Raw genomic sequence first — 14952 nt, 5'->3', positions numbered from 1 at the left:
CTAGATAATACCATTGATGTCAAAATTTGATATGACAATATACTAATTACTAATAATTATGCGCTCTACCTTATTTAAATATATATAGTAATTTTTCTTATGTAGTTGCGGGTAGATAGTTTTTCACAAATGGTTTTTTAGTTTCGGTTCTATTTTTTGATTTGTATATTTTAATGCATAACCTTCTGTATGACCTTATAGTTATTGTAATGAGGTCCAACTCGAGTTTATCAAAAATTTTGTTCCTTACTTCTTGATTTGCAATTTCAATTTTATTGTTACGGATAACCATGATAGGGTTATTTGTTTCATATTTAATGGCAAGTAATTCTCGTTTTACTAACTTTCTTATATACTTGTAGGTTGATAGTTTTTTGTAAATGATGTGGCTACCAATAATCTTATATACACTACTTACTTTTTTAGTTTTATCTGTTCTATCTAAGGAAAGTTTATTTACCAATTTTTTTAATAGATGATCATTGGCTACTTTCTTTTGTACATTATTAAACACTGATTTAATTTTCAGTAGCGATGCATTGTCAACATACATGTAGTAAAATATAGAAAAAGATCCTTCTACGAATTTAGAGATAGGTATTAATTTAATTGATTTTACAATTATGTCAGGAAGATTTAAAATGTTTCTGATTAATAAATCTTCCATATCATTGCAAAATGCAATCTTTCTTTTCTTTGTTATTTCTACTACTTTAGGTTCTTCTGCTTCTAAGCGTATGCGGCATTGCATTAGATCTAACGCACTATAGCTGCAATTTTTAATACTACTAATGACTTTAGTGCAAAATTCACGTAACCTGTTAAAAAAATCTTCGTTCGATACATAAGCATATATTAATTCATCTATAGTCATACCATTAATAGGTTTTATTCTTACTTCTTCTTCAATTTTTTTTAAGAAGGGGTAAAAAATTCCCAGAATATGATTTTTGACATTATTATATGTAGTAGAAAAATCAATGGTAGTCTCCCATTTTTCACTAAAGTATTCTTTTACGAGAGGGTAGTTCTTAAATTTATATATGAAAGAATTTTCAAAATTACCTTTGTCAATATCAATCATTGATATAGCTAGTTCATATATATTTAAATATGTTATAAGATTAGGGCTCCATTTTGACTTTTTTTGTGGAATAAGTATTGATTTTTCTAGTAATTTAGATTCTGTCTCATCATAATTATCAGATATAGTGCCTTTCTCATGATTAGTTTCTATTACGTTATTACTGATATGTTCCTGGAGTTCAAGTTTTGTATGAAATTTAAATGGAATCTCATAGATATCCAATAGTAAGTATTTGGACATTAGTTCTGTCGTATATTTTCCTGGAAAAAATAACTTTTCTTCATGTAGCATAGGAGATGTTTTTATTTTATTTAATAACTTTGTAAACAAATCATTAAGCGAATCTAAATTAGCAATGTGGTCATTGTTGGGAAGTTTGTTCTGATTAAAAAACAAGTGTAGGTTCCTTATTAAGGATTTTGGTATGTGTACACCATGTATATTTGAAAATAAACCACTCACAACCTCGCTTTGTTTAAACTTTTTTAGTTCATTAATAATATTAATTTTCAAATTTGATATTGTTTCCATAATTAATAGTTTTACTTTAGATAATAATTTATTCTTCCTATTGGTAATTCTCAAACGTCCGCTTGAATCAAGAAAAATGTAATTTTGAATAATGCTTGAGAAATAATCGTCAGAAATAGTACTTATATTTCTTACAATTTTGTCGCATTTTTTCGTCAATTTTTCAAAAAAAACATTATTTGATATGCAACTAGATCTTAAATCTGAAAGGGTTACTTCAGGAGTTATTAATACATCTGTAACGGTAACAATATTTCTAATATAGGGAGAAACTCTCTCTAAAATATATTTGCGAACATTTGAATACGTTTGGTAAATGTTAATAGATGACTCTGAAAGCCCCCTAATTTTGATATAAGCACCTATTTCTTCCATTACACTACTCATAAACATTTTATTGCTATCAATATCTATTTTTTTAATGGCTTCTTCATATATGCTTGATGAATTTTCTGCAGAATATAAGTTAGTCCTACGGTACATTCTTAGATCAAATTCTTTTATCATTAGAGATGGCGTAGGTTGATTAATATTTTTTATAATTGATGTTGTTGCAATTTCCTCATATCTATGGTCATTACTAGCCTCTATTTTTCCTGCTTTCATATCTTTTGATTTAGATGACATAGTATTTATTATACTTGTTGGATTTAATTTGAGTGTTCGTATTTTTTCTTTAGTCAGGGTGCTAATTGCTATACCTTTTCTATAATTTCTCTCTAAAGCAACATTATTAGATGATAATTTTATCTTTTTATGAAATCTGGAAGATATACCATACATATCTGAGAGGAGGTATTTAGATATCTGCTCTGCTGTAGATTGATCTGGTAAAAAAACTCCTTCATGAAATATGCAGGATGCTCTTACTAGATTTCCTATTTTTTCAAGTAAATTATTAAAAAAACTCAAATTATCGTCAAACTTCCCACTTGCAAATTTGTTTTCATTGGACTTAAATAATAAGTTTAAATTTTTAATCAATGATTTTGATACTAGTACACCATGCGCGTCTGTAAATAAAGAACTTACAATATTTTTCTGATCTATCTTTTTAATTTCACAAATAATACTGCTATCTAAATTAGATACCGTATCCATAATTAACTCTTTTAATTTTGGGAGAAATTTTTTTTTTTCAGAAAAACGGATAACAGCAGTATTAGTTGAAGTTAAAGGACTAGCCATATTTGAATCAATTAGACTGAAAATAGTGTTGCTTTGAAGTATATGTGTTAAATAATCATCCGGAGTTTCTTGTATGTCTTTTACAATTTTTTCACAGGCATCTCTTAGTTTTTTGAAAAAACTAGTATTTAATATGCAACTAGATCTCAAATCTGAAACGGACATTCCAGGAGTTATCAATATCTCCGAGTCAGAGGTATCCTCATTAATTAATAAAGAGATCTTATCTAATATATACTTGCGTATATTTAAATAGGTTTGAGAAAGATCAATGGACGATCCTAGTAAATATCTTTTTTCGATAATTTTACCAATTTTTTCTAATACACTGTTCTTAAATAATTCTTTATTGTCAATATCTATTCTCTTAATGGCATCAATATATACTATTCTCTGATTATATTTTGTATGCCACAAATTACTGCGGGTATATAAATTTATACTTATATTTTTTTTGACTATACTTTCTTTGTTAATGCTTTGTTTAGGTGGCAGTATATTTGGGTTTGTTGATTTTGATAGTGGCTCATCTTTAATGGGTGTACATTTTGCAGTATGAGAAGTGGATGATTTTTTAGTGTCAAAACTTTTAGTCAATTTAAATATATCTGGAGGCAATAATTTTTCTTGATAATGACCTTCTTGCAATAGTTCATCATGATATTGGGATAGATCATATTGCGACGCAACACCTACGCAATAACCAAAGTCTTTATTATCTTTGCAAGATGACTGTTCAGTTGTGCTGCCATCAACATCATTTTTAATTTTTTTATTTATATCAATGCTACTTAAGGTGAAGTCGTTGCTTGAATTATATGGATACATTTATCATAACCTAAAAAACAACTCATTACTTCATTGTAAATGGAACCCCATTGTACACTCATTTTTATTTTAGTAAAAATAAATTTTTTAAAATTATCTTACTGATGTTGCTGATAATAAATTTTACATACTAATATATTAATTGCGTATAGTTACCCATTATAAATATTTATCAAATTAAGTTATATAAGGTTATGCTAATCATAGTTTTTAAGTTTCCATTTTTTAATTATATAATTTGCATGTTTTAATACATAATTTGTTGTGCGGTTTTATATTTTCTTGGATTATGATTGATTATATACATTGTTTTTTTGCTTGTTTTTGTTTGCAGTTTCACCGTTAATCATAATTATCCACGTAGGAGGAAAGTTAACTTTATGATATCCCCTAAGAACAAATCTATATACAATAGATGCTAAAATCATTGATTGAGTAGTGTGGGTTATTATAATAAGACCAAAAGCAGAATTTATTTTTACATGATTAATTTTACAGGTAGGTCTATTTTTTTATAGTACTTGAATCTCTTTGTGTTATTTTTTCTATATTTTTTGAAGTTGAGGCACTTGTTATTTTGGTAGGATTTTATAAAAATTGTATCAATGATGACAAAATCACATACATCACATGTATGTGATTACCAAATTAACTGCTAGTGATTAACTTTTATATATTAAAATAATCTTCAAAATTTCATTTCTCAATTTCAATTATTGGTAGAACTAGTTCCTAATTAAATATATTATGAGGGGATGGTTACATTCCTAATGTTTTAGGAGGAGGGGGGGGGCTTTCACTTGATGTGAAATAAATATTATGTTGATGAAATTTTTCATCACTAGTTTCTATTTTACCATTTTGTATCTATCAATCCCGATTGTACATTTGTCATGCTTACCGGATCTAATTTTGGCATTTCTACTTCTACTTTTGTTAATATACCACTTACTATATCTTAGTGTATAATTGTGATCTAACTTAATATTATCAGCTAATATTTGTAATTCTTCTTTCGTCAAGACAACGGTTACCATATCTTTTGTATAGTTGTGATCTAACTTAATATTATCAACTAATTCTTGAGGTTTTAGTATGTTTTGAGCTGATAGTTTTAGTTTTTTATGAAGCGAGCAAGATACACCGTACATATCTGACAATAGGTGTTTAGATAGCTGTTCTACCGTTGATTCATCTGGAAAAAAAAAACCGTCCTTAAACATACAGAACCCCCTTACCAGATTTGCTATTTTGTCAAATAGCTCATTTAATAAATTTAAATCATCATCAAATAAATCTTGATTGCTATCAAATCTTAAATTTATAAATTTGCTTTTATTGGAATTAGAAAGTAAGTTTAAATTTTTTACCAATAATTTTGATACTAGTACACCGTGTACGTCTGAAAATAGGGCCCTTACAATATCATTTTGATCAAGTTTTTCAATTTCACAAATAATACTGTTTGGTAAATTAGATATAGTATCTATAATCAAATCTTTTAGTCTAGGGAGAATTTTTTTTTTAGGTGGGTAAATTTTAATCTTAGTATCTGTTGAGTTTAAATAACCACTAGGACTAAAAAAAATATAGCTTTGGAATACATGAGATAAATAACTGTCCGGAGTGGTTCGTATATCTTCTGCGACTTTTTCGCAACTCCCTCGTAGTTTTTTAAAAAAAGTACTATTTGATATGCATTTTGATTTTAAATCTAAAATAGAAATACCAGGAGTTATTAATACATCTGAGACAAACGTATCTTCATAAAATAATGGATAAATTCTACCTAGAGCATATTTGCGTACATTATAATAAGTTTTAGAAAGATCAGGAGATAATTCTGAGAAATTTATTTTTTTAAAAATTTTACTAATTTTTTCTGATACACAATCCTTAAATAACCCATTACTATCGACACCTATTCTTTTAATAGCATTTCTGTATATGCTTGAACTTATTCCTTTGCAATAAAAACTACCAGGGTGGTATGATATTAGTTCCTTTCTAATTACAGACTGTTTTGATGTTTTTATTGTATCTAAAATTTTTTGTTCTATTTTTTTTAGTGATGGAGCATTGGGATTTTTTTCAGAGTTAATGTCGCAACGATATAGTTTTATACGCAGTTCCTTTTTAATTACATATTGTTTGGATATTTCCCTTGTATTTAAAGTTTTTTGTTCTATTTTTTTTAGTGATGAAGCATTGGGATTTTTTTCATAGTTAATGTCGCAACGATATAGTTTTATATGTAATTCCTTTTTAATTACGGATCTACTTAGCATTTCACTGGTAGATGGATAATTTTGTAATGTTTTTTCGTCATCTGGAGATTGTTTAAGGTTTACTATTTTGGGTTTTTTGGTTGTCGAAGACGACTCATCTCCAATGAATGAGCGTTTCACCGTACCGGATTTTAATTGATGGTCATTACTATTGCCATCAATTACATTTTTAATATTTTTTCTTTCATCAATATTATCTGCAGTAAAGTTACTTCTTGAGAGATGTGGATACATATAATAATGCCTAAAAGATAATCTATCCCACAGAAACAGTCATTGTACACCTATTTCGTGTTTTAGCAGAAAAAAAATATTGAAAAGTCATTTTACTTATGAAAAAATAATATATCCATTGCCAATAGTTACATGATCTGGACATAATTTTTTGTGCGACTTTATAGTTGTTTCAATTCGGTCTGATTCTAGTTGCCCGGTATTTTATCCCGTATTTTCTATATGCAGTTTAAATTTTATATTATTCATTATCAAACATAATCACTAAACTCTCATTGATGATCTTGCATGCTTTACTTTATTTCCTAATAGTCGTTATTAAACTTTTATTGCATTCCCTATTTTTAGTTGTGATTAGTTATCAACATACATTTCAGAGATTTTGAGCTTTTTATGAAGTTTGAAAATACACCATATATATTAGTTAAATTTAAATAATTATTAAGATCTGAAATAATATGGTACCGAAAAATATGTTATGAATAGTTCTTAGTTCTATCCAATCTGAAATTGACATTATATTAGCTACTAATGTGCTTAAATAAAGTATATTATCATCAAGAATGGTGATAGTTTTAGTAGAGGCAAATTTTTTAACCAAAATCCAGAGTGCTAATTATGATGCCTATTTATTAGGTATTATTTAATAATTTTCCCATATTAATTTTTTAGATTTCATTTTTGAATTGTATAGTCTGTATTTTTTTATACATAAATCTCTATATGACTTTATAGTGGTTTCAATAAGGTATGATTTAAGTTTATCAAATATAGTGTCCCTTGTTTTTTGGTCTGCTATTTCAATTTTGTCATTACGTACAATCATAATTGGGTCACTTATTTTATCTTTAAGGGCGGGCAATTTTTCTCTTACTAATTTTCTTATATAGTTGTAGGTAGATAAATTTTCATAAACCATATGGCTATTTATGATCTTTGATGTTATATTTCCTTTTTCAATTTTATTAATCATATCTGTTGAAATAGTATCTACTAATCTGTTCAATAAATGGTCATCGGATACTTTTTTTTGTATATAATCAAATACTAATTTTGATTTTAGCAACGATGCATTGTCAACATACATATCACAAAAATGAGAGAAGCATCCCTCTAGAAGTTTAGTGTTTGGTAATAATTTAATCACGTTTGTAATTATTCTGGGGATATTGGAAATATTTTTAATTAATATTTTTTCTATGCCATTATAAAATCTGATTTTCTTACTTTTTTCTATCCATATCACTTTAGATACTTCTGTTTCTAATGGTACTCGGCATTGAATCATATCTACCAATGTACTATCACTGCGATTTTTAATGCGATCAATCACTTCATTACAAAAAACACACAATTTATCAAAAAAATATTTATTTGATATATAGGCATGCCTTAATTCATCTACAGTCATACCGTGAAGTAGCTTTACCTTTTTTTGTGTTTCTTCTGCAATTTCTTTAAAGAAAGGGCTAAATATTTCCAGGATATGATTTTTGATGCGCTCATAGGTTACAGAAAAATCAAAATTGATTTTTTCTTTTTCAGTAAGTAATTCTTTTATTAATGGATAGTGGCTAACTTTATCTATGACATAATTTTCAAAATCACCTTTGTCAATATCAATCATTGACAAAGATAGCTCATATATATTTATAGATGTTATAAGATCAGGGCTCCATTTAGATTTTTGAGGTGGGATGAGTATTGGTTTTTCTAACAATGGTAATTTTGTATCATCATAAGTATTAGCTACAACAGTTTTTTCATATCCACCTTTTAAGGGGCTATCGCTAATACGTCTAGGGGTAAGTTTATTATGAAGTTTACTAGAAATACCGTACACATCTGACAATAAGTATTTAGACAATAATTCTGCTGTATATTTTCCTATATAAATCATCTTTCCTTTGTGTAATACAGGTGATATTGTAATCTGGTTTAATAATCTTGTAAGCAAGTTATTAAGAAAACATAAATCAGAAGCATTGTTTGGAAGTTCGTTAGAATTAAAGTATAAGATCATCTTTCTTATGGAAGATTTTGGTATATGTATACCATGTACTTTTGAAAATAAACCATTTATTATTTCACTCTGCTTAAACTTTCTAAGTTCATGCCCAATACTGTTGGGCAAATTTGATATTGTCTCTGTAATTAGAAATTTTACTTTTGAGCAAAGTTTATTTCTCCTATTAGTAATTTTTAAACGTCCAGCAGAACCCAAATTAATGTTGCTTTGAATAAGGCTTAGGAAATAATCATTCGGAATTAGATGTATATTTTTTACAATTTCATCACATTTTTCATTAAATTTTTCAAAAAAAACTTTGTTTGATATGCAATTATGATTTATTTCAGGTATGTACATTCCATGAGTTATTGATACATCTGCATAATTAATAATATCTCTAATGTAAGGGGAAACTTTATTCAGGATGTATTTGCGAACATTTGAGTAAGTTTTGGAAATGCTAAGAGATGATTTTGTAACGCACATGCTTATAATAGAAGATCCTAATTCTTCGAATACACTATTGATGAACAATCCATTACCATCAATATCTATTTTTTTAATGGCATCTTCATATATGGGTGATATAATATCTGCAGAAAATAAATTAATTCTACGGTATGATCCTAGACTAAATTCTTTTGTCACTACACTGTGTCTTGGTTGATTAATACTTTTTATAACTGATGTTGCTAAAGTTTTATCATGAGTATAGTCATTATTGATTTCCTTTTTTATGTTTACTGATCTAGTTAGTGCAGTGTTAGTGAATATTAAACTTGATTTTGGTGTTTGAAATTTTTCTTTCGCCGATATATTTGTTACTACATATTTTTTATAATTGTACTCCAAATTAACGTCATCGGTTAATTTTTGAGTTTTGTGTGTATTATGAGCAGGCAGTTTGAGTTTGTCATGAAATTTTGAAGATATACCCCACATATCTGATAGTAGGTATTTAGATAACTGTTCTACTGTTGGTTCATCTAGTGAAAAAATTCCTTCATGAAATATACAAGATGATCTTACTAGATTTCCTATTTTATGAAGTAAATCATTAAATAAATCTAAATTATCGTCAAATATTCCATTTATGGATTTGTTTTTATTAGAATTAAAGAGCAAGTTTAAATTTTTAATCAATGATTTTGATACCATTACACCATGAAGGTTTGAAAACAAAGCATTTACTATACTATCTTGATCTAACTTTTCAATTTCACGAATAACACTATTGGGCAAGTTAGATGCTGTATCTATAATTAATTCTTTTAATTTTGCGATAAGCTTATCTTTTTGTGGAAAAATGGAAATTTTAGTATTAGTTGAATTTAAAGAGTCATTCGTTTTGAAAATAATACGACTTTGAAATACATGTGATAAATAATTATCGGAAGCTATACGTACATCTCTTGCAATTTTTTCGCAATTATCTCGTAGTTTTTTAAGAAAATTATTATTTGATATGAAATTAGATCTTAAATCTGAAATAGACATTCCTGGACTTATCAATATATCAGCATCCATTGAATCTTCGTTGAGTAATTTAGACAGCTTTCCCAGAACATATTTTCGTATATTATGATAAGTTGTGGAAAGATTGGGATGTGATTTTAAGAAATTTCTTTTTTTAAGAGCTTTGCCCATTTCTTCCAATATAAATTTCTTAAATAATCCATTAGCATCAACATCAATTCTTTTAATGGCATCTCTATATACTATGCTTAAGTTAGTTTTCGTGTAGCATAAATTGTTGCGACGATAAAATTTTAGGGTTACATTCTTTTTAACTGCATGATTTTGTGTAAGTTGCTCAGTATTTTTTAAATTAGGATCTTTTATTATTTGTCCCGCAAAATCTAGCGATGGAGATATGAAACTTTTTTCTTTGTCAGCTCTTTGTTCAGGGTATATCTTTTTTGGATTTGGTGCTGTTGATAGCACTGCATCTTCAATACGTGGACGTTTTACTGCATAAGATGTAGATGGTTCATTATCGTCAAAGTCGCAAATTGAATTTATTGAATTAGATTTGTCTAATTTAAATACATCAGGAAATAGTAATTTTTCTTCATAATTATCATTTTGGTATAATTCACAATAAGTATGAGTATTTAGAAAATTGCAAGGAAGTTTGTCTTTTAGTTCTATTCCTGTAGAATGATAAGTGTCTAAATTTTTATTTGCATATTTATCCTGATAACATGAATTCCCAGAAACTTTATCATCAGTCTCGTTTTTAATATCTTTCTTTTCACTGATACAGCATACATTAGAATTATTACTTAAGTGATATGGATACATAATGAATCCTGATGGTGATAATTTATTCTAAAGTAAGTAAGATTATACACTGATGTATATTTTATCTAAAATAAATTTCTTTAAATTGTGTGACCTATAACAGGAATTGGTATTTGACCATTGATAGTTATATACCGTAAACCTTTGTCTTATGAGACTTGGAAAATATGCCGTATATGCCCTTGTTGAAATGAAAGATGATACATTAATTTCTTACGATTATATCGTTGTAATCCTTTTTCCTGTTTAAATAAATTTAATCATGTCAATATGTTATTTTTTATTTTGATTTGTACGATTTGTATGCTCTGGCACACAAATCTCTGTACGACTTTATAGCTGCCTCAATAAGAGATGATTTAATTTTATCAAATAGTATATTCCTTGTTTTTTGATCAGCAATCTCAATTTTATTATTTCGCATAATCATAATAGGTTCACTTAGCTTGTCTTTAATGAGATGTATATCTTTTCTTACCAGTTTTCTTATATACTTGTAGGTAGTTAATTTTTCGCAGACTACGTGAGTGTTAATTGTTTTACATATATTTTTTCCTTTGCTAGGATTACTAATCATATCCAAGCAAATTTTGTCTGCTAATTTGATTAATAGGTTATCATTAACCACTTTCTCTCTTACATAATCCAATACTAATTTGGCTTTTATAAGAGATTCATTATCAATATACATATCGTAAAAAAGAGAAAAATATCCCTCCACAATTTTAGAGTCGGGAACTAATTTAATAGCATTTGTAATCATCTTCCTGTAATTTGAAACGTTCCTAACTAATAGATTTTCTATTACGTTACGAAATTTAATTTTATTTCCGTTTCTAATCATCTTATGTCCTTCTTTTACTAGGATGATTCTGCATGGTATAAGATTTACTAATGTTCTATCATCGATGCCTTTAATACGATCAACAACTTTACTACAAAAGTCATTTAATTCATTAAAAAATGCCTCATTTGATATGTAATTGTGTCTTAATTCATCTATAGTCATGCCATCAGTGAGTTTTATTTTAGATTTTGCCGCTTCTTCTGTTTCTTTTAAGAAAGGGTAAAATAGTTCCAAAATATAATTTTTGATGCGATTATATATTTTGGAAAAGGCAATATTAATTTTTCTTTTTTCGCTATCGTGTCCTTTTACTATCTGGTAATGTCTGACTTTATCTATGAAAGAATCTTCGAAATCTCCCTTGTCAATATCAATCATTGATATAGCTAGTTCATATATATTTAAAGATGATATAAGATCCAAGTTCCATTGCGATTTCTTTTGTGGTATGAGTGGAGGTTTTTCTAGTAATTTAGATTCCATTATGTCATAAGTATTAGTTACAGCACCTTTTGTAAAAGTATTATCTAATGCAACGACAGTGCTGTTAATAGATTCCTGGGGTTTGATTTTTTTGTGAAGTTTAGAAGGTACACTGTATATGTCTGATAAGAGGTATTTAGATAGTAATTCTGCTGTAGATTCATCTAGGGAAAAAATTTTTTCTTTATGTAATATGGGTAATGTCTTTACTTGAACTAATATTTTTGTAAGTAAGCTATTAAGAAAATTTAAATTTGTAACAATATTACTATCTGAAATTTTATTGTAGTCAAAAAATGATTTCATATTAATTGCTAAAGAATTTATTAGTAATTTTGGAATGTATAAGCCATGTATATCTGAAAACAAACTATTAACGATCTCTATTTTGGTAAACTTTTTAAGTGCAATGGCAATTTTATTTGGCAATTTTAGTATTGTTTCCACAATTAATAACTTTACTTTTGAGAACAAGTCATTTTTCTTGTTTACAATATAGGAATGCTCAGATGAACTAAAACAAACACAATTTTGAATAATCCCTGCGAAGTAATCATCTGAAATTTCATGGATATCTTTTGCAATTTTTTCGCAACTTTTGGCTAGTTTTTCAAAAAAATCTATATTTGATATGTATTTACACCTTATGTCTGATATAGACATTCCTAGTGTTATTGATATGTTTTCAGTGAAGATGATATCACGAATGTAAGGTGAAATTTTATCCAATACATATTTTCTAACATTCGAATAAGTTGTAGAAAGATTGAGGGATGATTTTGTAAGTCCTCTGCCTGTAATATAATAATTTATTTTCTCAAATACACTATCCCTAAACATATCATTACTGTCAATATCAATTTTTTTAATAGCATCTTCATATATGTTTAATGTGAATTTTTCAGAGCATAAGTTGATCTTATGATGTGCTCCTAAGTCAAATTCTTTTGTCATTACACATTGCTCAGATCGATTAATATTTATTGTATCAATATCATTACTTAGTCTACGGTTTTCAGGTGCATTTTTAGAAGATAGTGTAATTTTTCTATAAAATTTAGTTGGTATGCCATATATATCTGACAATATGTATTTAGACAGTTGCTCTGCTGTTGATTCATCTAATAAAAAAAATCCTTCATGAAATATAAAGGATTTTCTCACCAGGTTTCTTATTTTTTCGATTAAACTGTTAAATAAATGAAAATTATCTTCAAGCTTGCTATTTAGAAATTTATTTTTATATGGTCTTAAAAATATATTTATGTTTATTATCAATGAATTACATACTAATACGCCATGCAGATCTGAGAATAAAGCATTCACGATATTATTTTGATCAAGTTTTTCAATTTCGGCAATGACGCTGCTGGGCAAGTTTGATATTGTATCCACAATTAGATCTTTTAATTCTGGGAGGAATATATCTTTTTTATGAGGTAATCTGATCTTAGTACTGGTTGAATTCAAGGAATCATTAATATTACAAATAAGTATTCTTTGAAAGATATGTGATAAGCAATTATCCGGAGTTGCTCGTACATTATCTACAATTTTTTCACAATTTTCTCGTAGTATTTTAAAAAAATTTTTGTTTAATATGAAGTTGTATTTTAAATCCGAAATAGATATCCCGGGAGTTATTAATTTTTCTAAGTTAGGAGTATTTTCATTAAAAAATGTTGATAGTTTCTCTAAAGCGTATCTGCGTATGTTAGAATAGGTCGCGGATAGGTCTAATTCTACTAAATCTCCTCTTTTAACATTTTTACTTAGTTTTTCTAATATACATTTTTTAAATAATCCGTTACGATCAATACTAATTTTTTTAATGGCGTCTCTGTATATTACGTTTGAGTTAATTTTTGTATGACATAAATTGTGTCGATGATATGCCCTTAGGTTTATATTTTTTTTAACTGTTGATTGTTCTGGTTTTTTACAAGTGGTTGGATTATTTGATGCTGTTTCCTCAGTGTTTTTTGAAATTGAGGGGCTTACTATATCTTCCTTAGAAGTTGAATATGTAGTATCTAGATTTTTTTCGTCATTAGTGTTTTGATTGAATTTTATTATTTTTGGATTTAGGGCTATTGAGACTGGTTCTTTTTCAGTTAGTAGGTGTTTTACCGCAATGGACGTAGATGGTTTATCGGTATCAAAGGTTTCATCCGTAGCAGATAAATTAGATTCATATGATTTAGTCAATTTAAATATATCTGGAAGTAGTAATTTTTCTTGATAATAATTATCTTGGGATAATTCAGAGTGAGGAGTATTAGGGTTTAAAAAAACACAAGATGGCTCATTTTTTTGTAAAATGTCTGCACAATAGCTATAATCTTCATTTTTACTTACTTTTTGTTTCTTGAAGGACACAGCTTCTTCAGTAGTGTTTTTGTCATCCTCATCTTTAATACTTAGATTTCCATTGCCGCCCCTAATAAAATCATCTTTTGAATGGCATGAATACATGTGCTGTAACCTATCAAATTAGTTTATTCACAATAGTGATAATTGTACACTGGTATTAGTTTTAGGATAAATGAATTTTTTAATACATCTCACTGATAATCAAAATTGATGTGATACTATTATTAGTAATAATGATATGATATGGATTTTAAACACATAAAATTGCACTACACTGGTACAATAGATGTGATTTTTTAGTTTTAATTTTCATGTTTTTAAAAATGAAGTACTGTATGATCTTATGGTTTTTTAATTAGATCTGATTTCATTTCATCAAATATATCATTCCTTTATTGTTTATCTGTAGTTTAAATTTTATCATTTTTCCTAATCATAATGGGCTAACTTAATTTTTTAGAATTTTATTATCATTGATCATTGACGCCATTATAAAATTTATCTTTATTATGAGATAATGGTATCTGATTAACTGTTTCTTTTAGTACTGATTACAAAAAAAATCTTATTTTTATTGGTGGTTAATGATCAACATATACATTAAGCAAAATTACGAAATCAGCGTCTAAATGAGAGATATGTAGTTTATTAAAGAAAATATCATTCAATATTAAATTTTTCTCTTGAACTCCTCTATTATTAATTTTTCTGGTATTTATATTTTTTTATAAATTTAAAATTTGGTTTTTTTCGCTATGGTATAAACAGATTATAAGCA

General features: G+C 27.3%; 4 protein-coding genes. All 4 read right to left on the bottom strand.

Annotated elements, in window-relative coordinates; all coding sequences use genetic code 11:
- Positions 1-97: 97 nt before the first annotated feature.
- Positions 98-3634 carry a hypothetical protein gene (locus Arg41_RS07090; RefSeq protein WP_092343752.1) on the bottom strand — a complete coding sequence of 1179 codons (3537 nt, stop codon included), beginning with the start codon at positions 3632-3634 and terminating at the stop codon, positions 98-100.
- 848 nt (positions 3635-4482) lie between these two features.
- The gene (locus Arg41_RS07085) at positions 4483-6156 is read right to left on the bottom strand and encodes a hypothetical protein (RefSeq protein ID WP_092343753.1); all 1674 of its coding nucleotides are present in this window, start codon (positions 6154-6156) and stop codon (positions 4483-4485) included.
- A 643-nt stretch (positions 6157-6799) separates the two neighbouring features.
- A complete protein-coding gene (locus tag Arg41_RS07080) occupies positions 6800-10471 on the bottom strand; it encodes a hypothetical protein (protein ID WP_092490660.1) in 3672 nt (1223 codons plus the stop codon).
- Between the two features lie 280 nt (positions 10472-10751).
- Positions 10752-14276 (bottom strand): hypothetical protein, encoded by a 3525-nt coding sequence (locus Arg41_RS07075; protein WP_092343754.1) that lies wholly within the window; start codon positions 14274-14276, stop codon positions 10752-10754.
- Positions 14277-14952: the final 676 nt, after the last annotated feature.

The organism is Candidatus Ichthyocystis hellenicum, from assembly GCF_001460935.1.
GTDB lineage: Bacteria > Pseudomonadota > Gammaproteobacteria > Burkholderiales > 2013Ark19i > Ichthyocystis > Ichthyocystis hellenicum.
This window is presented reverse-complemented; position numbering and strand designations above follow the sequence as displayed.

What these genes read in the sequence shown, in the direction of transcription:
- Arg41_RS07085 (WP_092343753.1), bottom strand. Translation starts at nt 6,156, where the DNA reads ATGTATCCACATCTCTCAAGAAGTAACTTTACTGCAGATAATATTGAT.
- Arg41_RS07090 (WP_092343752.1), bottom strand. Translation starts at nt 3,634, where the DNA reads ATGTATCCATATAATTCAAGCAACGACTTCACCTTAAGTAGCATTGAT.
- Arg41_RS07075 (WP_092343754.1), bottom strand. Translation starts at nt 14,276, where the DNA reads ATGTATTCATGCCATTCAAAAGATGATTTTATTAGGGGCGGCAATGGA.
- Arg41_RS07080 (WP_092490660.1), bottom strand. Translation starts at nt 10,471, where the DNA reads ATGTATCCATATCACTTAAGTAATAATTCTAATGTATGCTGTATCAGT.